Source organism: Bradyrhizobium sp. CFUWI (genome assembly GCF_056429085.1).
The window spans coordinates 181,457-203,443 of record NZ_JBWJZE010000013.1; the positions used below are offsets into that span (position 1 = coordinate 181,457).

Annotated in this window: 20 protein-coding genes and 3 pseudogenes; 5 read left to right on the top strand and 18 right to left on the bottom strand. The window is 65.4% G+C overall.

The features are described 5' to 3' along the window. Positions 1-2 precede the first annotated feature (2 nt). From AC066S_RS26610 to AC066S_RS26640, 7 genes are read right to left on the bottom strand one after another with little or no spacing between them, the layout of a single operon-like run. A complete protein-coding gene (locus tag AC066S_RS26610; RefSeq protein WP_126258737.1) occupies positions 3-653 on the bottom strand; it encodes an aspartate/glutamate racemase family protein in 651 nt (216 codons plus the stop codon). Next, positions 650-1,534: a polysaccharide deacetylase family protein gene (locus AC066S_RS26615; protein WP_478271018.1), complete on the bottom strand. Its 885-nt coding sequence runs from the start codon at positions 1,532-1,534 to the stop codon at positions 650-652. Before AC066S_RS26615 ends, AC066S_RS26610 begins: the two co-directional genes overlap by 4 nt. Further along, positions 1,521-2,336 (bottom strand): ABC transporter substrate-binding protein, encoded by an 816-nt coding sequence (locus AC066S_RS26620; RefSeq protein ID WP_430642528.1) that lies wholly within the window; start codon positions 2,334-2,336, stop codon positions 1,521-1,523. Before AC066S_RS26620 ends, AC066S_RS26615 begins: the two co-directional genes overlap by 14 nt. 16 nt (positions 2,337-2,352) lie before the next feature. Then, the gene (locus tag AC066S_RS26625; protein WP_126258734.1) at positions 2,353-3,117 is read right to left on the bottom strand and encodes an amino acid ABC transporter ATP-binding protein; all 765 of its coding nucleotides are present in this window, start codon (positions 3,115-3,117) and stop codon (positions 2,353-2,355) included. After that, positions 3,114-3,971: an amino acid ABC transporter permease gene (locus tag AC066S_RS26630; protein WP_478271019.1), complete on the bottom strand. Its 858-nt coding sequence runs from the start codon at positions 3,969-3,971 to the stop codon at positions 3,114-3,116. The genes AC066S_RS26625 and AC066S_RS26630 overlap by 4 nt, the downstream gene beginning before the upstream one ends. Further along, positions 3,968-4,795, bottom strand: coding sequence for an ABC transporter substrate-binding protein (locus tag AC066S_RS26635; protein WP_478271020.1), 828 nt, complete (start codon positions 4,793-4,795; stop codon positions 3,968-3,970). The genes AC066S_RS26630 and AC066S_RS26635 overlap by 4 nt, the downstream gene beginning before the upstream one ends. Positions 4,796-4,834: 39 nt before the next feature. Next, positions 4,835-5,791 carry an N-carbamoyl-D-amino-acid hydrolase gene (locus tag AC066S_RS26640; protein WP_135170724.1) on the bottom strand — a complete coding sequence of 319 codons (957 nt, stop codon included), beginning with the start codon at positions 5,789-5,791 and terminating at the stop codon, positions 4,835-4,837. 151 nt (positions 5,792-5,942) lie between these two features. On the opposite strand from AC066S_RS26640, the gene AC066S_RS26645 reads away from it, so the two are divergent. Then, positions 5,943-6,869 carry a LysR family transcriptional regulator gene (locus AC066S_RS26645; protein ID WP_126258730.1) on the top strand — a complete coding sequence of 309 codons (927 nt, stop codon included), beginning with the start codon at positions 5,943-5,945 and terminating at the stop codon, positions 6,867-6,869. 39 nt (positions 6,870-6,908) lie between these two features. Next, positions 6,909-7,628, top strand: coding sequence for a glutamine amidotransferase-related protein (locus AC066S_RS26650; protein ID WP_478271021.1), 720 nt, complete (start codon positions 6,909-6,911; stop codon positions 7,626-7,628). A 109-nt stretch (positions 7,629-7,737) separates the two neighbouring features. On the opposite strand, the gene AC066S_RS26655 is transcribed toward AC066S_RS26650, so the two are convergent. The 3 genes from AC066S_RS26655 to ybgC all read right to left on the bottom strand — a co-directional run bounded on the left by AC066S_RS26655 (position 7,738) and on the right by ybgC (position 9,200). Then, positions 7,738-8,205, bottom strand: a complete 468-nt coding sequence (locus AC066S_RS26655) for a nuclear transport factor 2 family protein (RefSeq protein WP_135165626.1) — start codon at positions 8,203-8,205, stop codon at positions 7,738-7,740. Positions 8,206-8,298: 93 nt separating this feature from the next. Further along, complete coding sequence (locus AC066S_RS26660; protein WP_245481428.1) at positions 8,299-8,736, bottom strand: YbgC/FadM family acyl-CoA thioesterase; 438 nt, start codon at positions 8,734-8,736, stop codon at positions 8,299-8,301. Between the two features lie 20 nt (positions 8,737-8,756). After that, entirely contained in the window at positions 8,757-9,200 is a 444-nt protein-coding gene (gene ybgC, locus AC066S_RS26665; RefSeq protein ID WP_126258727.1) for a tol-pal system-associated acyl-CoA thioesterase, read from the bottom strand. A gap of 162 nt (positions 9,201-9,362) precedes the next feature. Here ybgC and AC066S_RS26670 point away from each other — a divergent pair. After that, positions 9,363-10,449: pseudogene (locus AC066S_RS26670) on the top strand (IS256 family transposase); the annotation flags it as partial. 309 nt (positions 10,450-10,758) lie between these two features. On the opposite strand, the pseudogene AC066S_RS26675 reads toward AC066S_RS26670, so the two are convergent. Continuing rightward, positions 10,759-11,073, bottom strand: a pseudogene (locus AC066S_RS26675) (IS110 family transposase); the annotation flags it as partial. 196 nt (positions 11,074-11,269) lie between these two features. Between AC066S_RS26675 and AC066S_RS26680 the strand changes: the two are divergent. After that, a pseudogene (locus AC066S_RS26680) lies at positions 11,270-11,542 on the top strand (IS256 family transposase); the annotation flags it as partial. Positions 11,543-11,839: 297 nt separating this feature from the next. Further along, a complete protein-coding gene (locus tag AC066S_RS26685; protein WP_235884942.1) occupies positions 11,840-12,163 on the top strand; it encodes a hypothetical protein in 324 nt (107 codons plus the stop codon). Between the two features lie 883 nt (positions 12,164-13,046). Here AC066S_RS26685 and AC066S_RS26690 read toward each other — a convergent pair. The 7 genes from AC066S_RS26690 to AC066S_RS26720 all read right to left on the bottom strand — a co-directional run bounded on the left by AC066S_RS26690 (position 13,047) and on the right by AC066S_RS26720 (position 21,940). Beyond that, a complete protein-coding gene (locus AC066S_RS26690) occupies positions 13,047-13,949 on the bottom strand; it encodes a terpene synthase family protein (protein ID WP_126262168.1) in 903 nt (300 codons plus the stop codon). Then, a complete protein-coding gene (locus AC066S_RS26695) occupies positions 13,946-15,496 on the bottom strand; it encodes a hypothetical protein (RefSeq protein WP_126262173.1) in 1,551 nt (516 codons plus the stop codon). Before AC066S_RS26695 ends, AC066S_RS26690 begins: the two co-directional genes overlap by 4 nt. A 259-nt stretch (positions 15,497-15,755) precedes the next feature. Beyond that, entirely contained in the window at positions 15,756-16,754 is a 999-nt protein-coding gene (locus AC066S_RS26700; protein WP_126262174.1) for a polyprenyl synthetase family protein, read from the bottom strand. A gap of 113 nt (positions 16,755-16,867) precedes the next feature. Beyond that, positions 16,868-18,211 carry a cytochrome P450 gene (locus tag AC066S_RS26705; RefSeq protein ID WP_126262169.1) on the bottom strand — a complete coding sequence of 448 codons (1,344 nt, stop codon included), beginning with the start codon at positions 18,209-18,211 and terminating at the stop codon, positions 16,868-16,870. Beyond that, the gene (locus tag AC066S_RS26710) at positions 18,211-19,056 is read right to left on the bottom strand and encodes an SDR family oxidoreductase (protein WP_126262170.1); all 846 of its coding nucleotides are present in this window, start codon (positions 19,054-19,056) and stop codon (positions 18,211-18,213) included. Before AC066S_RS26710 ends, AC066S_RS26705 begins: the two co-directional genes overlap by 1 nt. Next, complete coding sequence (locus AC066S_RS26715; protein WP_126262171.1) at positions 19,043-20,641, bottom strand: cytochrome P450; 1,599 nt, start codon at positions 20,639-20,641, stop codon at positions 19,043-19,045. Before AC066S_RS26715 ends, AC066S_RS26710 begins: the two co-directional genes overlap by 14 nt. A gap of 96 nt (positions 20,642-20,737) precedes the next feature. Then, positions 20,738-21,940, bottom strand: coding sequence for a cytochrome P450 (locus AC066S_RS26720; RefSeq protein ID WP_126262172.1), 1,203 nt, complete (start codon positions 21,938-21,940; stop codon positions 20,738-20,740). Positions 21,941-21,987 lie beyond the last annotated feature (47 nt).

Sequence of the window (21,987 nt, forward strand, 5' to 3'; positions counted from 1 at the left end):
GTTCAGTGGTTCAACAGCACCGCGCCCAACGCGGCCGCGACGGCCTGCTGCGCCGGTTCGATCACGGGCACGCCGATCGCTTCCGCAATCGCCGCACGGTGCGAGGCCATGCCGGCGCAGCCCATCACAACGACGTCGGCGCGGCATTGCGTGACCAGGGCATGGCCGGCTTCGATCAGGCGACCACGGATATCCGCACCGGCCGTCTCCGCCGCGCTCGCGCCGACCGACCAGCTCCCGGCATAGCGGCTGTCAACGCCCATGACCCGCACCATGCGCTGCTGGCGGCGGATGCTCGACGGCGACAGCGCGATGACGCCAAAACGTTCGCCCAGCATCAGCGCGCGAAAGATGCCGCATTCGGCGATACCCAGCACCGGGCGCCCGCCGGCCGCCTCGCGCACCGCATGCAGGCCGGGATCGCTGAAGCAGGCGAGCACGAAGGCATTGGCATCGTCGCGCGTGACGCGGGTCACCAGCGGCATGACGACGCTGTCGGCATCTCGCTGCGAGCTGATGCCCGGCGGCCCCTCGGCAAGGCCAACCACCTCGATCTCAGGTCCGCCGGTTATACGCAACGGCGCGACCGCGTCGTCGATCGCCGCCGTCACCGACGCGGAGGAGTTCGGGTTGATGACGAGGATGCGGGTCAACGGTTGCCGGCCTCGTGGCGCAGGAAGTTTTCCGCGATGTTCTCGCCGGTCGTGATCCAGACATCCGGGCACGACCTAGCATAGGTCAGGAACTCGCGCAGCAGACGCAGCCGCATCGGACGGCCACTGCATTGCGGATGCAGCACCGTCGTGACCATCGCGCCCCAGTCGCGGACTTCGTCGAGCTCGTCCCTCCACATCGAGAGCACATGCTCTTTCGGGAAGATCGAACGCGGGCTGAAACGGGCGGACAGGCCGTGCATCCAGTCGTCATAGCTCGCCGTCACCGGCAGCTCGATCGTGCCCGGCTTGCCGTCGGCGAGACGATGGCGATAGGGCCTGACGTCGTCGCGGAACGATGACGTATAGACAATGCCGTGGCGTACCAGCGCGACGCGCAGCTCCTCCGTGAACTCGCCATAGGGCGCGCGATAGCCGGTCGGCTTGACGCCGAGCCGGCGCTTCAGCGCCTCGAAGCCGCGCTCCAGCTCCTCCTCGATCCAGGGATCGCCGGGATCCGGCAGCAGATGGTGATAGCCGTGATGGCCGATCTCGTGACCGGCCTTGAGGATGGACTCCGCCATCGCCGGATGCGCGTCGACCGACCACCCCGTGACGAAGAACGTCGCCTTGAGATCGAGCTGGTCGAGCAGCTCCAAAAGCTTCGGCGTGCCGACCCGCGCCTCAAAGCCGCCATAGCTCATGGTGATCAGCCGCTGCGCATGCAACGCGTCCTTGCTGGTCCAGGCACTCTCGGCGTCCACGTCGAACGACAGGAACATCGCGGACGTGTACGGCTTGGGCCAGGGATATTCCGGCGCGGGATCCGCAGTGTTGGCCGGAACGAGCGGGATGCTCTGGAGTGCCTTACTGTCCAGCATTGATGGTCGCCTTCTCGATTGCGTTGTCGCTCAATTTCCACTTCGCCAGCAGCGTCTTGTAGGTGCCGTCCGCGATCAGCGCGTCGACCGCCTCCAGCATTGCTTGCTGCAATGCCTTCTCCTTCACCGGCAGGGCAATGCCGGTGAATTGCTGTGCGATGGGCTCGCCCACGGTCGCATAGGTGTTGGGCTCGAGGTCCATGATGTAGGGCAGCGTCTCGTTGCCCTGGGCGGCGGCATCGATGCGGCCTTGCCTCAGCTGAGTGCGCGCATCGGCCGAGCCGTCGGTGCCGACGACCTGGATCGGATTGCTGCCGCAGTTCTTCTCGCTCCACGCCGCGATCTGCGCCGGGAACATGGTACGGCGGCTGGAGCCGACCTTCTTGCCGCACAGCGACATCGCATCCTTGAATTCCGCCTTGCGCGAGTGTTGCACGAAGAACTGCGGGCCGCTGCGCAAATAATCGACGAAGGTCGCGACCTCGTGCCGGCTCGCATAGTCGGTGAAGCCGGACAGGATGGCATCCACCCGCCCCGTCGAGATCGAAGGCATGAACTCGGCGAAGCTGGTCTCGGTCCATTCGATCTTGACGCCGAGCTTGCGGCCGATGGCTTCGCCGAGATCGACGTCGAAACCGGAGAGCGCGTTGGTGGCGGGATCGCGGAATTCCATCGGCGGGTAGTTCGGCACGATCGCCACTTTGAGGCTGCCGCGCTTGGCGATCTCAGGCGGCAATTCGGCCGCCATCGCCGACGCGCTCATGACGCCCAGGAACACCGCCGCAAGCAAGAATCTCTTCATCACCATACCCCCAATGTCAGATCACTGCCGAAAGAAATGCCTTGGTGCGCTCCTCGCGCGGCGCGCCCAACACGTCGGAGGCGCGGCCCTGCTCGACGATCGCGCCCTGATCCATGTAGACGACGCGGTCGGCGACCTCCCGGGCGAAGCCGAGCTCGTGCGTCACCACCATCATGGTCATGCCGCTCTTCGCCAATTCCCTCATGACCGCGAGCACCTCGCCGACGAGCTCGGGATCGAGCGCGCTGGTGGGCTCGTCGAACAGCATCAGCATCGGCTTCATGGCGAGGGCCCGCGCGATCGCGACGCGCTGCTGCTGGCCGCCGGAAAGCTGCGCTGGATAGGAATCCGCCTTGGCCGCCAGCCCGACGCGACGAAGCAGTTCGATCGCCTCGGCGCGCACCTCGTCCAACTTGCGTCCCTGCACCTGGGTTGGACCTTCCGTGATGTTCTCCAGCGCGGTCTTGTGCGGAAACAGGTTGAAGCGCTGGAACACCATGCCGGTCTTGAGCCGCTGCCGGCCGATCTCGCGCTCGCTCAGGCGATGGAGTTTTCCGCCCTGTTCGCGCACCCCGAGCAGCTCGCCGTCGAGCCAGATGCCGCCGGCATCGATCGTGGCAAGCTGGTTGATGCAGCGGAGCAGCGTCGTCTTGCCGGACCCGGAGGCGCCGATCAGGCACATCACCTCGCCGGGCCAGACGTCGAGCGAGACGTTCTTGAGAGCCTGAAACTCTCCAAAGTTCTTGGCTACGGAGCGGATCGCGACGAGCGGTTTTGTCATCGCGCCAGCCGCAATGTGCCGCGCGCAAAGCGGCGTTCGAGCAACATCTGGAGCGGGGTCAGGATCGAGACCACGAGCAGGTACCAGAGCCCGGCGACGATCAGGAGCTCGATCACGCGGGAGTTGGCGTAATAGATGTTCTCGGCATTGTGCAGCAGTTCCGGATACTGGATCACGCTCGCGAGCGAGGTCGCCTTCACCATGCCGATGAACTCGTTGCCGAGCGGCGGGATCACCACGCGCATCGCCTGCGGCAGCACGATCCGGCGCAGCGCGCGCAGCCGCCCCATCCCGATCGCCTGCGCCGCTTCATATTGCCCGATATCGACCGACAGCATGCCGGCGCGCATCACTTCGGAGGTGTAGGCGCCCTGGTTGATGCCGAGCCCAAGCAAGGCGGCGAGGAATGGCGTCATGACGTCGACGGCGCGTGCGGACCACAGGCCGGGGATGCCGATGGTCGGGAACACCAGCGCGAGATTGAACCACAGCAGCAATTGCAGGATCAGCGGAGTGCCCCGAAACAGCCAGGTGTAGCCGGCCGCCACCGTCTTCAGCACCGGACTGGGCGACAGCCGCATGATCGCGACGACGATGCCGAGAAAGATGCCGAGCACCATCGCCAGCACCGCCATCACCATGGTGTTGACGATGCCTTCGAGGATGACCTTTGCGGTCAGGAAGCGGTTCACATAGGACCATTCGATCTGGCCATTCGCAAAGGCGCGCGCGATCGCCGCCAGCACGAGCACGATCAGGGCCGCGCTGATCCAGCGAAACCAATGCGGCTCGCGCGCGATCCGCAGGCCCGACAGATCGGGAAATCCTTCCGCGAGTGCCGGCGCCGGCTTCATTGCGGCGCCGCGTTCAGCATGGGCTGGGCGACTGCATTGGTCCCCAAGCCCCATTTGTCGAGAATGGCCTTGTACGAGCCGTCAGCGATCATCGCCGCGAGCTTCTCCGTCACGACCTCGCGCAAGGCCGCATCGTCCTTGCGGAACATGATGCCCTGATAGCCCCTGGCAAAGGGCTCGCCGACGACGCGGTATTTGCCGGGCTCCTGCGTCTGGGCGTAAGGCAGCGTCTCGCTGCCCTGCACGGCGGCGTCGATGCGGCCCTGCTTGAGCTGGTTGCGGACGTCGATCGAGTTCTCGCCCGGAACATACTGGATCGCCGGCTTGCCGGCCGGCTCGCAATTCTGCTTGCTCCACTTCTCGATCTCGACCGGAAAGCTGGTGCTGCGGGTGGTACCGACCTTCTTGCCGCAGAGATCGGTCGCATCCTTGGCCCCGCTCTCCGCCATCACGAAGAACTGCGGGCCGGTTGCGAGATAATCGACGAAATCGGCGGTCTCGCGCCGCGAGGCGCGATCCGAGATGCCGGAGATGATGAAATCGGCGTGCTTGGTCTGGAGCGAGGGGATCAGCTCGGCGAACGGCGTCTCGCTCCAGACGATCTTGAGGCCGCCAAGCCGCTTGGCGAGCTCGTTCGCCAGGTCAATATCGAGCCCGACCAGCTCGTTGGTTGCGGGATCGCGATATTCCATCGGCGCGTAGGTGGAATTGACCGTGAGCTTCAGCATGCCGGCCTGCTTGATCTCCGCCGGAAGCTCGGCCGCCTGCGCCGGCGTCACGGCAGCCAACGCTGCGAAGGCAAGCAAATGCGAGAGGCGTGTCATGTCAGCTCCTTTGCCAACGGTGCGATCGGCCGTTTGAAATCAATCTGCGTCGAGAACGGCCGGCTCGATGACGCCGGCGCGCTCGATGATCACCCTGTACTGCTCGGGCCGCCGATGGGCGGCGAAATTGAACATCTTGTCCTTGCCCTGGCGGCACAGATCGAGATCGATGTCGGCAACGATCACCTCATCCGCGAGCGTCTGCGCCTGCGCGACGATGCGGCCATTGGGATCGACGATGCAGGAGCCGCCGATCAGCCCGGAGCCGTCCTCCTCGCCCGCCTTGGCCACCGAGATCGCCCAGGTCGCGTTCATGTAGGCGTTGGCCTGGGTCACCAGCGTCGAGTGGAAGGTGCGCAAGGCACCGTCTTCGGTGGTGCCGCCGTTTGGATCATAGGCCGCCGAATTGTAGCCGATGCAGACGAGCTCGACGCCTTGCAGGCCGAGCACGCGCCAGGATTCCGGCCAGCGCCGATCGTTGCAGATCATCATGCCCATGATGGCGTGGGCCCAGGACGAGCCGGCGCGGAAGGCGGGAAAGCCGAGATCGCCATATTCGAAATAGCGCTTCTCGAGCTGCTGGTAGCGCGCGCCCGGACGCGGCTCGACTGACCCGGGAAGATGCACCTTGCGGTAGCGGCCGAGAATCTCGCCGTCGCGATCGACCAGGATAGAGCAGTTGTAGCGCCGACCGTCCGGCGTCAGCTCGGCATAGCCGACATAAAAGCCGACGCGGAGCGCACGTGCGCGATCGAACAGCTTTGCCACCGCGGGGTTCGGCATGCTGCGCTCGAAATACCGGTCGAGCGCCTCGCCTTCGAGCAGCCAGCGCGGGAAGAAGGTGGTGAAGGCGAGTTCTGGAAACACCACAAGGCTCGCACCCCGACCAGCCGCCTCCTCCAGCATGTCGAGCATCCGCGACAGCGTATGCTCGCGCGTATCGGCTTTTTGCGTCGGCCCCATCTGAGCGGCGGCGGCGCGAAGGACACGAACCAAGTTTGCCTCCAATCTGTGCGCAGTGCTGCCTCAATGGGCGAATGAACCCTTTGATGCGACGCGCAAATCCGCTGCCATTACGGGCGAGCGGGGCTGCAAAATCAATTCGCTTTGCTATGATGTTTTGGCCCTGAGTATAATCGGCAGTGATATGAACCTGCGTCAGCTCGAGATTCTGCGTGCGGTCATCCGCCACCGCACCACGGTTGCGGCGGCGGACGAGCTGGCGCTGTCGCAGCCCGCGGTGAGCAACGCGCTGAAGACGATGGAGGCGCAAGCCGGCTTCGCGCTGTTCGAGCGCGTCAACAACCGGCTGTTTCCGACCGCCGAAGCAATGGCGCTCTACAAGGAGAGCGAAGCGATCTTCGCCTTGCACGCAAAGCTCGAGAACCGCGTGCGCGATCTGCGCGAGAACCGCTCCGGGCATCTCGCCATCGTGGCGACCCCGCCGCTCGCCTACAGCATCATCCCTTCCGCGCTGTCAGGCTTCCTGCGCCGTCGCCCTGAGACGCGCGTGTTCTTCGACGTGCGTCGCTACGAGGGTATCATCGAAGGCGTGCTCAGCCGCGTCGCCGAGCTCGGCTTCGCCCTCGGGCTGACGCATCATCCCGGCATCGCGCATGAGGTGGTGCATACCGGCGAGATGGTGTGCGTGGTGCCGCCGCAGCATCCGCTCGCCGACAGGCCGATGATATCTGCGTCCGATCTTTCCGGCCTGCCCTTCATCGGGCTCGAGCGCGGCACGCGGCTTGGCGAAGCCGTGCGCGACAGCTTTGCCCGTGCCGGTGCGCCGTTCCGGCCGACTGTCGAGGTGCGCTACTGCAACACGGCCTGCGTGCTCGCGGCCGCCGGCGTCGGCGCTGCGGTGGTCGATCCGTTCTCGCCGCGGCAGAACGGCGGCAGCGGCCTCGTCGTCCGTCCGTTCACGCCGACGACGCAGGCGGTCGCCTATATGCTGTGGTCGGAAGCCGAGCCGCTGTCGCGTCTGGCCAAGGCCTTTCTCAACGAGGTCCGCAAGGAGAGCGCGCTGCTCGAGCGCACAGCGCCGCACCAGCAACATGGGGCAGAAAGCGACTGAGCTTGCGATCACACGCGCAACCTTCTACCCGAGGCGCACATGGCACGCATCACGATCATCGAGACTGGGCTCGTTCCTCCAGAGCATCGCGAACGCCACGGTTCATTTCCCGAGATGTTCGAGCGCATGGTCCGCGCCGAGGATCCGGCCGCCACGGTCGAGGTCATCAGCATCCCGAATGGCAATGCGCTTCCCGATCCGGGCAAGCTCGAGGCCGTCCTGATCACCGGCGCGGCCGCCGGCGTCTATGACGGGCTCGACTGGATCGCGCCGCTGGAAGATTTCGTGCGCACGGCGTACGTCAACAAGACGCCGATGGTCGGCGTCTGCTTCGGCCACCAGCTAATCGCGCAGGCGCTCGGCGGCACCGTGCGCAAGTCGGAGAAAGGCTGGGGCATCGGCCGTCAGGTCTATCAGGTGCTGCCGGAGAACGGCGTCATTGAAGGCGAAGCGGTCGCGATCGCCGCCTCGCATCAGGACCAGGTGATCGAGCCCCCGAGCGATGCGCTGACGATCCTGTCGTCGGAGTTCACCCCGCACGCCGGCCTGCTCTATGCCAACGGCACGACGCTGACCGTGCAGCCGCACCCCGAGTTCGACGTCGCGTTCGCACAAGTGTGCTGCGATCTTCGCGACGGCAAGGCGCCGGACGATGTCGTCGCGACGGCAAGGGCATCGCTGGCGGAGCCGATGGACAACGCGAAGCTCGGTGGCGCGATTACGAGGTTTCTGGCGCGCAAACCCATCGCCTCATCCTGAGGAGCCCGCCAAAGGCGGGCGTCTCGAAGGATAGCGGCCCCGCTGCAGCAGCGAGGCCTGCATGGTTCGAGACGCCGCTTCGCGGCTCCTCACCATGAGGGTTGAGACCTCAGAACGGGCTCTCACCCAAGCCCGCCACATCCGCCGGCCGCGGCCCCGGCGCCGGCCAGTGAAACCGGCGATCCTTCTCGGCGATCATGATGTCGTTGATCGACGCCTCACGCCGCTTCATCAGGCCGTGCTCGTCGAACTCCCACTGCTCGTTGCCGTAGGAACGATACCACTGGCCTTTGCCATCGTGCCACTCGTACTGGAAGCGCACCGCGATGCGGTTGCCGTCGAAGGCCCAGAGGTCCTTGATCAGGCGATAATCCTGCTCCTTCTCCCATTTGCGAGTGAGGAAGGCGACGATGGCTTCGCGGCCCTGAAACACCTCGGAGCGATTGCGCCAGCGGCTGTCCTCGGTGTAGGCGAGCGAGACCCGCACCGGATCGCGTGAATTCCAGGCGTCCTCGGCCATGCGCGCTTTCTGCGCGGCGGTCTCACGGGTGAAGGGCGGAAGCGGCGGGCGCGACATGGTAGCCTCATCGGTTGATCGGGGCCGCAATCTATCGCCGCATTTGCCGAAGTCGATAGGCCGTCACAAATCAGGCGATCACTTATCGGGCGATCACGAAATCAAATCGGCCTTCATCAGCGTGCGGATCGATTTCGGGATCGGCTGGGCGCGGCCGCCGCTGATGAAGGCGACGCGGACCTCGGCCTTCACCAGCACGTCTTCACCGCGCCGCACCTCCTGCGCCAGCATGATCGAGGCGCCCTTCACCGCGACGGGCCAGGTCACGACGTCGAGCACGTCGTCCATCCGCGCGGGTTTCAGGAAATCCAGATGCATCGAGCGCACCACGAAGGCGAAGCCTGCGCCTTCCGTCTCCACCTGCTCGAACAGCGCCTGCTGCTCGGCGCCCATCAGTCGCAGATGATTGGTGCGTCCACGCTCCATGTAGCGCAGGTAATTGGCGTGATAGACGATGCCGGAAAACTCTGGTTTGACGATATCGCAACAGAAGTCGAGCACCTTGATTTCATTGGGTCGCTGGAAGACCATAGCATGAACGTGGGGAAGATTTATCCAGGCCCTTCCATGGCAAGCCTCAGCGACTTCGGTATCCGCTGCGCCTTTCCGCCTGAGATAAACGCCACGCGTACATGCGCCTTGACTAGGAGATCGTCTCCCCGCCTGCATTCCTGCAGCAAGGCGATCGACGCGCCCCTCACCTCTTGCGGGACGGTCACGACGTCGAGCAGGTCGTCCAAGACCGCCGGTCTTAGAAAATCGATTGTCATTGAACGGACAACGAAGGCAAAGCCGGGCGCGTCGTTCTGCGCTTCCTCGAGCAGCGCTTGCTGGTTGGTTCCGAGTAGGCGCAAGTAATTCGTTCTGCCGCGTTCCATGAAGCGCAAAAAATTCGCGTGATAAACAATCTGGCCGGCGTCAGTATCTTCGAAATAAACGCGGACCTGCATATGATGGCGGCCATCGCGGATTTCGCCATCAAGAGAGACTGTCACAGAACGGTTCCCATTAATGCCTTCTGGGGCCAGTTGTCTTGCACAGAGGCGCCCTCCTCAGCAAGGAGCTATGCGGGAAACTGGGTGATGACGGACTGAGATAGGCGGCGTATCGAGGCGGGTGTCAAGCCTGCCAGAACCTCTCAAGGAGAGCGATACGCCATGAACGAGACTAGCAATATTGTTGCCCTTCGTCAGCCCGACGATATCGACGATCCACTGACCAATATTCTGCGAGCTGGTGCTCGGCAGCTTCTGGCGCAGGCCTTGGAGGTCGAAGTCGTGACGTTTCTCGCCACGGTGAAGGATTTGAAGCTGGCCGACGGGCGCGCCCGTGTCGTGCGACATGGTTACGGCCCGGCGCGGACGATCCAGACCGGCATCGGCCCCGACGATTGCGACCGGCATCGGACCGGTCGAGGTCGCGCGGGCGAAGATTCGGGACCGCGGGGCGGCCGGTGGCGGCGAGCGGATCCGCTTCAGCTCGGCGATCCTGCCACTGTGGGCGCGGCGCACCAGGAGCCTGGATGCGCTGTTGCCGGTGCTGTACCTGCGCGGCATCTCGACCGGTGATTTCCAGGAGGCGCTGACGGCCCTGCTGGACAAGGACGCGCCGAACCTGTCGCGGCGGTCATCTCCCGGCTGACGGCCGAGTGGCAGGGCGAGTATGAGCGCTGGCAAAAGCGCGATCTGTCGGCGCGACGCTACGTGTATGTGTGGGCCGATGGCGTCTTCCTGCAGGCGCGCATGGAAGACCACGGCGAATGCATGCTGGTGCTGATCGGCGCGACGCCGGAAGGCAAGAAGGAGCTGATCGGCTTTCCGGTCGGCGTCCGCGAGAGCGCGCAGAGCTGGCGTGAGCCTGATCGACGTGAAGCAGCGCGGGTTGCAAATCGCCCCGGAAATTGCCGTTGGCGACGGCGCGCTCGGCTTCTGGAAGGCGCTTGACGAGGTCTTTCCCGGCACGCGGCACCAGCGCTGCTGGGTGCACAAGACCGTCAACGTCCTGGACAAGGTCCCGCTCTCGGTGCAGGCCAACATGAAGAAGGACCTGCGCGAGGTCTATTGGGCGCCGAGCCGGGCGGCCGCCGAAGCGGCGATCGACGTCTTCGCCGAGAAATATCGCGCCAAGTACGGCCGGGCGGTCGAATGCCTCGCCAAGGACCGCGACGCGCTGCTGGCCTTCTACGACTTCCCTGCCGAGCATTGGGATCACTTGCGCACGACGGATGAGATGGACAAGCAATTTCTTCATGGCCGAGACGACGATTGCGGAGATTGCTGTAAGTCCATTCTTTTGTTCGGCTGCGCTGCGGGCCATTCTTCCGTCCCGGCCACCGATCTCGCAGCCGCCGCGCGCAGGGGCGGTCAAGGCTGGCCGCATTTGCGGCCACCGGAAGGCTTGGCCTTGACCGGCCCGAGCACGGCGGCACGCTGGCGTGGAATGGGACTGCATTCCTGCTAGAACTTGCCGTCAGGCGCGACTATGGTTGTTGGGCGCGGGTGACCTCGTGGCGAAGCGTGATGCGTCGGCTGCAAGCGTCACCGGACTGCCTATCCCGGCCGCCTGCAGACTGGCGAGCGTGCCGGCATCGATCTTGTCGGTCTTGACGTGAGCCTGGGCGATCGCCTTCACCTGCAACGGATTCGCGATAATCACCCGCGCCACGAACGGCGCCAGAACCCGCGACACCGCCATGCTGTTGGCGGTCGCTTCAACCACCACCTCATCATTGGCCAGCAGGGTCTTGCCAAATCCCTCCAGCGCAGTCCGCGTCATATCAATGCGGCCCGCATGTCGGAGCCTGCCGTCTTCCCAAATCACCACCTCCCCGAAAGTACGGTGGACGTCAATGCCAACTACCCGTCGCATTTGCACCTCCTGCCTGACACATGACGGGAGCTGCGGCGACACGACAACTACGGATTCGCGCTCTCGGCGCAACCGGGCGAGTCGCAGAGGCGGCCAGCTACTAACTCGAGCTCTCGGCTCATCGTGTGTATCGGCCTGCCCGCACCTTCGTGCTCCCGGTGCCTCTGTCCCGATGGTCGCACCATACGCCACGGCGTGGGACGCCGGGGCAAAACGTTGGCACCGAGACATCATACCGGTTACCAACCCCATCGAAACCGCGTTCGCGACCATGCGGCACAGAACCGTGCGGACGAAAGGATCGCTGTCGGCAACGACCGCCAGGCTGATGGTGTTCAAACTGGTTGTCGCCGCATCAAAAACCTGGCGGCGGCTCAAAGGCACAAATCAGTTGCCGAAGATCATCGCAGGTGTCAGATTCAACGATGGCATCGAGGTCATCCAAATGCCGGCAACCCACGCCGCCTGATCACCTCGTCACCCAGAATTCTGCATAGCTCGTGAACAGCTGGAGCGGAGCCGTTTTCCGGCGAGTAACGCGCGTGCCCTGGTCCGCGAAACTTCTCGAGCTGCCAATGGAACCGGTAACCTCGCCTGAATGCGAAGCCGATCGAGCAGAAATACCGCAGATAAGGACTCTCTACGCTGATTATCATCGTGGCCGCGATGCTAACGTAGCCCTGCTACTTGCTTGGGGCCAACATTGTCATCGCCGAAAATTTCCGTCCAGTCGACTACTACAGCCGATCGGGATCTAATCTTCGTAGTGATCGAGCGTCATCGCGAGCTGTCGGCGCATTACGAGGCGGCCCTGTCCGTATCGGCGAAGCTCGATGAGGGGCCCGAGTTTGATGCCGCCGACCAAATCAGCTGTCAAAGGAACCATGCTCTCGGGGAGCAAGTGAATGTGCTCATCCGTTCGAGGCCAACCACGATCGCGGGCGTTATTGCTCTGACCCGTTATGTCGGCAGTCTACGAGAGTGGGACCTTCCAGATGATGATGCGTGGTATCGGATTTTCTTAGAAGGGCTGGCAGACGCGATCGATGCAATCGCCATGGCGGAGCGGCTTGGGCAAAATGGCGATTAACATGGCGGTCGCTTTTATCTTCCGCGGCATACTTTTCTGGGGAGCAATTGCTGCGTTTCTCTATTTCGTCTGGAAGTTGCCCTTCTGAAGCCTGACGATTAGCGGCCTGTCCGAGCCAGTGTCAAGCAATGAGGAACAGCGGCTTTTCAAGCACGGTAAGCACCCGCTCCTGAACATGGCTGCGATATCAGTTTCGGTGGCCGTGCCCGAAGCTGATCCGTCTTAGAATCGTCGACCACGAACGCCTTGCCAGCGGTGCGGCAGGCGCGCTGATCGACTGCTGCAGAAGGGCGCGCGCTTGACAAAGATGAAGAGAACGGCAGCCCAGCTGCGGCCTTGAGCGAAGCGGGCCCGTTGTGCCAAGGAGGCGATGCCATAGCGTCGGTCACGGCCTGCACCGTCGGTCAGCTATCTGCCGGTTAAGTGCCCAAGAAAACATTAGTTTCTCTGGAAATTGGTGCACTTCCCGACATCACGGGACGGACGACCGCAGGAGCCGCGTTGGAGCAGCCCCTGGGGTCGGTGCCACGACGTTCCGCACGATCGCCACGGCGCCTGCTGGTTAGCACGTAGATCTGCCAGCAAGAACTGGCGCGCCCACGCTACGGCCACAGTTGGAGCTGCTCCAGTCCGTTCTCGATTCCTCAAGTCGGGTGGAAGTTGGCAGCCACTTCAAAGGCCGAGCGGCCGCCTGCCCGGCGATGTCCGCGGCGAGGCGGGTGGCGGCCTTCGCCAAATCGGCACCCCCAACGCTGCGCGTGGCGCTAGCGATCTGCGCGAGGACGCCGCGCCAGTCGCGGTCGCCCTCCACCCCCCCGCATCGGGCGACGGAGTTGCGTCGGATCGGACCGCGGCAGCGCGCACGCCGCCGCCTTCCGCGCGTTCAGGCCGGCGTACGGTTGCCTGCCCCCGCAGAATCGCTGCGGTACCGGATGGCCGAGGTCTGGTAGTACTGCGTGCGGATGGCCGCCATGGCGTCAATCAAAGGTCCCCACGGGGCCGGAAAGCGTTCTTCCGCCATCACCTGGTGCAGCATGCGCGTATGGCCGGCCAGCTCGTCGTTGAGGAACTCTACCACAGGCATCGCTGGATAGCGCTGCAGCAGCAGGATCGCCGCGTTGTCGGTTTCGCTGGCTGACCTGTCCTTGTCGCGTCCATGCAGATCGTTCTGCAGGCGCCCTATCGCGGAAATGAGCCGCAGGACCTGGCAAAACGCCGGACTCGTGCGCAAGGTCGCCATGTCCAGCCCCCACAGCAACGACAGGCAACAGAACACGTTCGCGTAGGCAATCGAATCGATGCCGTTGTGCAGGTACTCGGCGTAGGACCAGCGTTCCGCCCCTGCCGCGTGCGCATGCGCCGCGCGCAGCGCCGCGCAGTAGCGCTGGGTATCGTCGAGAAGCTGAGCATAGTCGCGACGATCGTAGGCGAGCGCGGCCAGCGAAGCGCGCAGCACAGCGCAACCCTCGAATCCGGGGAGCAAGCACGGCTCGCCCTGCCCCAGCGCTTGCTCCACGGCGGCGAGCTGCTCCGGCGCGATCAGGCCAAGGTCGTTGCAATCGTCGAGCCAGAACAGCAGCGCCAGTTCGCGATAGAACGCAACGATCAGCGTTTCGTCCTGCGGATCGCGACCGGTGCGGGCGCTGGTGTCGCTCAGGCTCGGGTGGATGTGCCGGAGGATGTACTGGCCGCCCCTGGCCGCTTCCACGGCATGCTCGTCGGCGAACCCGGTCAGGGAACGCCCCCACTCCAGCACCTGCTGCAGCACGCGCTCGGTCTGCATCATGGCGCCGCTCTTGCTCCCCCGGCCAGACCGCGCCGCCCCCAACGGAGCGCCAGCCACAACCCAGCGAGTTCGGCCACGCGCACGACCCGGGTGGGGCAATACAATTCCTTGCCGATCCACAGCGCCGTCTGCGGCAATGCATGCGCCGCATGGCGGGCGAGCATCCACTCCAGCGCACGTGCCACCACCCGCGCGATGCGCCGGCGCCCTGTCGCCTCTTCACTCCCGTCCATCACATGTAATGCGAACAGCGCGTACGCGGTTTCCTCGAATGTGGACGCGCGACCGGCGCCCCAGCCCCCGTCGTCGCGCTGCGCCTGCAGTAGCGCCGCCAGCGCGCGCTCGTCCCGCCACTGTGGCTTGCCTTGCGCCAGCGCAGCGATCGCATGTGCGGTGGGATACAGCCACGAAACGTGCCATTTTTCGTTGTCCCATAGACCGTGCGGGTTGCGATTGGCCTCGACGTACGCGCTTGTGCCCGCGGCGGGCTTTCCCAAGAATCGCAACGCATGCAGGGCATGGATGTTGGTCGACACCGAGGCATTGCGCTCGCCGGGGAAGGTGACGAACAGATCGCCGATTTCGAAACGGCGCAACGCATCGGCCGCCGGGTCGCGGGCTGCAAGGTGCAGGACGCACAACGCAACGGCGGTGTCGTCCGCATCAGCCGCGAAGTGCAAGGCAGGCCCCAGACCGCGCACGCTCAGACGGGCGTCGAGCTGCGCGACGATGACGCGGACCGCTTCAGCGAGCGCGGGATGCGCGAACAGTCCGGCGAGATGCAGGGTGTACAGCGACCAGCATGGCTCGAACACATCGATCGGCCAGACGTTGGGAACGACACCTTCGATGCCGCTGCGCGTCGCCCGTGATGCCATCTGCAGATACGCGTCGACGCGCCCCATCTGCGGCGTGCTCCCCCGTGTCCCGGCGTGCGCACGCCAGGCGGCAGTGGCCGCCGGACTGATGCCGATGCTGCCGTTGCCATCCGGGCATGCGGTGGTCGGCGACGTCCCCCAGGCTTCCCAAGAGTGCAGCAACGGATGGCCGCTCGGCAACATCGCCACCGCCCCAAGCTTGACCAGGCACGCTTGCCGCAACGGCAACAGCGCTGGATGGCGGGGAAACGCTACGCCCCCCAGCAAGGATGCAGCCTCACCGCAAAACTGCGGCAGGATCAGCTCCGCACCGACCGGCGCGTCTTCCGGGACCGCCTGCGCGTAGGGATCGGGTTGGCGCTGGAGGAACCGGGTCGCAGCCTGGACTGCGTCGGCAGCACCGGGAAGCGGACCGGCACGCTGCAATGCCAGTAACGCTGCCCACGTGGGCGCATGGCGGAACAGCGGGAAGTCCGCGCTTCCCCATCCGCCGTCAGCCTGTTGCTGCGTGATGAGCCACGCGTATGCGTCCTGCCGACCGGTGACGTTGCCGTGGAAGCGCAGCGCTCGCGCCGTGTCGTAAACAGACGGACCGACGCTGCCGCCATCGCTCATTTCGCTCAGCAGGAGGCGCAATTCGGAAAGGATCTGTTCGAACAACGCGTTCACGGGGGATGTTCCTTTTGCAGACGGTTGACGAGAACCGGGACGGGCAGACGCCGCGCATGTCGCCGCAGGCCCCTCGCATAGCCAGCGCCGGACGGCCCTGCTTCGGCGCGCCCCCCGATGCTGGCGCCGGTCCGCCGCATAGGCTTGCGCGCGGCCCAACCGCTGCAATCGGCGCCGCGGACTCGGACACAGCGCAGCATGCACCGCTGCCGCCCGCTGATCGCAGCGGCACAGGGCGACTCCATTCGGACGAGCACGCTCATGCGCATGGCGTGTGCCTGAACAGATACGCGTTGGCCCGCTGTAGGAGTTGTGCCAACCGTTCCGTACGCGGCCCCAGCGGCGCGATGGACTCCCCGGCATCGCGCAACAGATCCAGCGCGAACTGACGTGCTGCCCGCAGTCCCATGATCGACGCGCAGGTCGGCTTCTGCGCCGCCGCGTCCTTGCCGGGGGTCTTGCCCAGCGTCGCGGTATCCGCTGTCACGTCGAGAATGTCGTCGATCACCTGCAACGCCAGGCCGAAACAGGCGCTGTAGTGATCGAGCGCACAGTACAGCGCACCGTGCGCGGCATCCTCCGCGACAGCGCATAACGCGCCCATGCGAACGGACGCGCGCACTAGCGCTCCGCTCTTCATCCGGTGCATCGCCACGATCCTGTCCAGCTCGACGTGCTTTCCAACCAGCGACAGATCCATGGCCTGCCCGCCTGCGGCACCCTCGGCTGACACCGCCTGCGCCAGTTCGCGCACGAGCGCGATACGGTTGTCGCCCGGTGCATCCAGGCTCGCCAGGGTCAGGAAGGCGTGCGCCTGCAGCGCATCGCCGACCAGGATCGCGGTAGCTTCGCCGAACTTGACGTGCACGGTCGGAAGACCGCGGCGAAGCACGTCGTCGTCCATCGCGGGCAGATCGTCGTGGACCAGGGTACAGGCATGCATCATCTCGATAGCAGCGCCGACGTCGTCGAGCATGTGCGCCGGCGTGTCGGCCAGTGCGCCGGCAGCCAGACAGAGCAAGGCGCGGGTGCGCTTCCCGCCATGCAAGGTGGCGTAGCGCATCGCCGCCATCAGCTCGGTCTCACCGTGATGTTCGGCGCAGAGAAGACGCGCTAGCACCTGTTCGACCCGCTTTGCGCTGTCCTGCATCCAGATCACGGGCGGCAGCTCGCCGGATGCGCTGCGCACCTGCGCGCCCAATCCGCCGAGCACGGAATCACCAGTTCTGTCGTCCTGTGGCGTGGAACCGGTCTGCATGTTGTTCATGTCCTTGTCCCCTCACAGCGAGCCGCCGCGGGGCACCGTGCCCAGTGCAGCAATGCCGCACGTCGCCGGCGCCGCTGCCTCGCCACAGGAGCATGCGACCCCGCTCATGAGAATCCGATGCGGATAGTCATGGACGGATGTGCGGTCGGGTAATAGCGCCGGCCTTTTTCGACGCCGCTCAGCAACCGCGGCCGCGCCCCGCCCTCGTGCATGGTCAGTGCCAAGGCGATGCAGAACTGCACCAGTTCCAGCCACGCCAAGTGGTAGCCGATGCATACGTGTGGGCCGGTACCGAATTGCAGCAGGTCCACCGGCCGGATCGGCTCGGAGCGTTGCAGCCACCGCGCCAGGCGAAACTGATCAGGCGCCTCGTGCAGCAGCGCCGAGGTCGAGAAATGCAGCACCGGGATGCACAGATCTGTGCCAGCGGGAATGCGCCGTTGGCCGAGTCGCAATTCACGCACTGCGCGACGCACAAGGAGCGGCGTCGGCGGATGCACGCGCAGCGTCTCGCGGAACAGCGCCTCGGCGACCGGACACTGCGCCAGGTCCGCGTGCCGGGTCGGCACCGCGCCCACGCGTTGCGCCTCCTGGACCAGGGCGTCCCACAGCCCAGGCTGCCGTGCCAGCTCAATCACCATCCAGGCCATCGTCGAGGCGGTGGTGTCGTGACCACCAAGCAGAAGCAAGCGAAGATTGGCGACCAGGACGTCATCGGATAGCGCATCGTCGCTGCGATCGAAGGCGCTCACCATGTCGTTGATCAACCCGGTGCGCGCGGCACGTTCGCGTGCGTCGCGGACGAACTCGCGCAACCGCGCATCGATCCAGTCGCGGGCGGCGCGGCCGCGCCGCAAGGGCAGTCCGGGCAGGTCGACCGGGGGCGCGACGATCAACTGCAGCAGTTGCCGGTACTTGCGACGCCATTTCGGCAGGTCCTGCACGGGGATTCCCATGAGGCTGAAGATGAGCTTGAGCATCAGATCGCCGGTTTCGCGCAGGATGGTTACGTCGCCGCGGTCGCGCCACCTCTGCACCCGCGCCTGAATGATGGGCGCGAACAGCTCGCCGATGCCAGCCCGGGTCAGCCCCATGGGCAGGAGCGCCGGCTGGATCGCATCGCGCGCCTGCCGGTGCGCGGCGCCGTCCTGGGCGACCAACGTTCCGCCAAACAATTCGGGCGCGATCTCTTGGATCAGCGCCGTGGACACGTCCTTGTGCCGGAGCAGTGCGAACGCATCCGGATCCATGCAGGTCATCAGGTGTCCGGCAGGGCCGAAATCCAGCCAGAAGTGGCTGCCCAGGGTCCGTTCCGCGTGCCGCAGCAGGCGCGGCAGGCCGCAGACGATGGCGGGAAGATGCCCGACCAAGGGGAAAGCGCCGGGCACGACCGGGATGTCGTGCCGGAGCCGATGCCGACGGTTCAGCGGATTGAGCAGCATGTCCATCAGCAGCACGGCGACGCGGCCGCTTCGGTGGTCTCGCCGGTGGGCCGCGCGGCGCGGCTGTTGCCACCGTCGGCGTACGTCGGCACATGCGCCAGCATGCCGCCGTCGATGCACATGACCTGGCCGGTGATGAACGCTGCATCGTCGGAGAGCAGGAACGCCACCAGCGCGGCCACGTCCTCGGGGCGACCGACGCGCGGCAGGAGCTGGTGCCGGCGCAGATGTTGTTGCATGCGCTCGTCCAGCTTGGCGAGGAGACGCTCGGTCATGATGAGACCCGGCGCAACCGCGTTGCAGCGGATCTGCGCATGACCGTACTGGGTGGCGAGCGAGGCCGATAGCATGTTCATCGCCGCCTTCGACGTGGCGTACGACGTCAGCGCGGTGTCACCGCTGAGCCCCTGGCACGACGACATGTTGACGATCGCGCCACCGCCGCGGGCGATCATTCGTGGGATGGCCTGCCGGCAGCAGAGCAACGTCCCGCGCAAATTGGTCGCCATGGTCTGATCCCAGACCGCCAGGTCCAGGTCGAGGATCGCGCGGTCGCGCGGAGTCAGATGCATGGCGCCCGCGTTGTTCACCAGCAGGTCGACCCCACTGAAGTGCCGCTCCGCCGTCTCGAACAGCGCTGCCACCGCCTGCGCCTCAGCGATGTCGGTGGCCAGGGCCAGTGCGTGGCCCGCCTCGGCCGCGATTTGCGCGGTGCAGGCGATGGCCGCCGAGCCATCGATGTCGGCGACCGCCACTCTGCCGCCCTCGCGCGCGATGGCGAGGGCGCATGCCTTGCCGATACCGGCGCCGGCGCCGGTCACCACGGCCACCTTGCCTTCAAACCGTCCCATCGTGTCCTCCTGAATTGCATTGGTCTCTCGCGGCAAGCCGCTGGGCCTCCGCCGGAGTAGGTGCACTGTTGGTGCTGGCGCGCTCGTCATCGCCAGCTTCGCTTTCGATGACCCGAATGGCGGCGACCGGGCACTGGCTCGCTGCCAGCCGCACGGCGGCGTGCAGCGCCTGCGGGACTGTCGCCCCACACACTTCGGCCACGCCGTCTGGTTCGCGCTGGCGAAAGGTGCCCGGTAGCGTCAGCACGCACTGTCCGCTGGTTCCGCACAGATCCTGGTCGACCACGACGCACATCTCACCCCCCGGCGCACGCAGCCGCACCGGCAGCGCGCGGAACGTCCTCAGGAACGCGGAGGGCTCCCGGATCGGCTGCTCGGCCAATGCCAGCGTGGGGAAGCGCGCCTGAAGCCGCGGCAAACTCTCGGCCAACTGCACCCGGGCCAGTTGCGCACCGAGGCAGAAGTGGATGCCGTGGCCGAAGCTCAGCATGATCTTCCCGTCCGTCGACATGCCAGGACTGGTGCCGTAGAACCGCGCGGGATCGAAGCGGTCGGGATTGGCGAAGGCATCAGGGTCGCGATTGCCGGACGCGATCAGCACGCGCACGTCCGCGTTCTTCGGGATCACCACGCCGCCCAATTCGATGTCGCGCTGGGCGATGCGCGGAATGGAGCTGAACATGGCGGGCGCATCGCAGCGCAGGACTTCTTCGATGAATGCCTTTACCCCCATGGCGTCTCCCTGCAGCCAGTGCCGCTGTTCGGGATACGCCAGCATCGACAGGACCGCATGGTCGATGGTCGCAGCAGTGGTGGCGAAGCCACCCAGCAGCATACCCCACAACATGCTGATCAACTCCGCATCCGACAGCGTGTCGGCATCATCGTCGTGTGCACCGACCAGCATCGACACGATGTCGTGTCGGGGATCCGTGCGCTTGCGCTGTATGAGACCGCCGAAGTAGGCCTTCACTCTGGCACTGGCCACGTCCGCCGCGGCGAGCCGGGCATCGCTGGCGTGCGGGCTCAGGCCTTCCAGAATGGCGCCGATGCCGGCGGCGAGCCCGAACATGTCGTCCTGGGGCATGCCAAACAGTTCGGCGAAGACTAGCATGGGCAATGCCAGCGCGAATTCCCGATGCAGGTCCACGACCTCCCCGCCCTCCAGCGCGGGCGCCATGACGTCGAGGCGCGCTGCGACGATGCGCGCGATGCTCGGCCGCAGGTTGTCGATCTGGCTCATGTTGAAATCGCGCGAGATCAGCCGGCGCAGACGCGTATGCGCAGGTGGGTCCTTCATCGCTAGCGTGGAGGCTAGCAGATTAAGCGACAGGCTGGTCGCCGCATGCGGAAAATAGCGCGCCAGTTCGCCCGGCGCTGGTCCCCGAAACGCATCACCCGTTGCCTTGAGCGCCCAGTAGATGTCAGCGTGGCGGCTCAACAGAAATAGGCCCGACGCCGCGCGATGCACCGGATCATGCTCGCGTAACCACCGCATGAACGGATACGGGTCGTTGATCCACGCCCGCGACGCCAGTTCGGCGAAGGCGTCGCGGCATGCTGCCGTGGTTTCTTGCACGTCCATCTTGGTTACCCTGTTGGCTGGCTGATCTGAACGGTGCGCCGCAGGCGCGCCGGCAAATCGCGGAGGCGATCGCGATTCCTCAGCGGCGTCCGCACATCACCAGAGCACCGGGAACTCCTCGAACCCGCCAGTGATGATCTCTTTGCGCAACTTCAGTTCTTCGGGCGCCATGGCCAGGCGCAGCGCGGGAAAGCGCTGGAAGATCGAACCGAACACCGCCTTGAGTTCCAGTCTGGCGAGCGCCCCGCCGATGCAGGAGTGCGGCCCGTAGGAGAACGCCAGGTGCGGCTTTTCCTCGCGTCCGATGTCGAAGATTTCCGGTTCGTCGAAATGGCGCGGGTCGAACGACGTTGCCGGCAAGCCGACGAGCACTTTGCTCTCCGCGGGAATATGAACGCCCGCGATGGTCACGTCGGTCTTCGGATAGCGCATGATGCCGTCCCAGCCCGCCCCCGGCGGGTACATGCGCAGGATTTCCTCCACCGCCTTATCCACCAGGGATGGATCGCCGACCAGGCGTTCGCGCTGTTGCGGATGTCGGAACATGGCCAGCAGGCCGAATTCGATTTGAGCGACGGTGCTCTCGTGCCCCGCCACCAGCATGCCCGCCGCTAGGCCGATCGCTTCTTCTTCGGTCGCCTCGCGATGGTCGACCGCCGCGAGCAGATCCGTCAGCAAATTGTCGCCCGGATCCTGGCGTTTGTCCCGCATCTTGCAGCGGATGTAGGCGCGTAGTTCGTCCCAGGCCAGGCGCGACGTGCTGCGCGGGCCGCTTTCGTGCTGGTGCGTCATCACCTCGTCGGACAGCCGGGCGAAAAAGGCGTGATCCTCGTAGAGCACGCCCATCAGCGCGCTGATGACCATGGCAGGAAGCGGAAAGGAGAGGTGGCGCCGCAAGTCGGCGGGCTGGCGCTGCGCCGCCAGGTTCTCGAACAACTGCGCAGCGACCGCCTCGACATGCTGCGCCAGCAGCTTCACCCTGCGGCTGCTGAAGGCCGGCGCCACCAGCGTGCGCAACCGGACATGCTCGTCCCCCTCGTGCGAGACCAGCCACCCCGGCGAACCAAGAATCACCGAATCCGGGGTGAACGTCGTCGGCGGCATTCCCGCCGGCCGGAACGCCGCGTCCGACAGCACCGCCTTGGCCTCCTCGTAGCCTGTCACCCACCAACCCTCGTGCCCGGACGGGAAACGCACCCGGTGGATCGGACCGTTGGCGCGTAGCGCCAACATCTCGGGAGACGGCTCAATGTGATCGACGCGCCACATCGGGAGTGTCGGCAGAGGTTGTTCGGACATGGCACTACACTCTCTAAGGGGAAGGTGCTCACGGGCGCTGCGGGCAG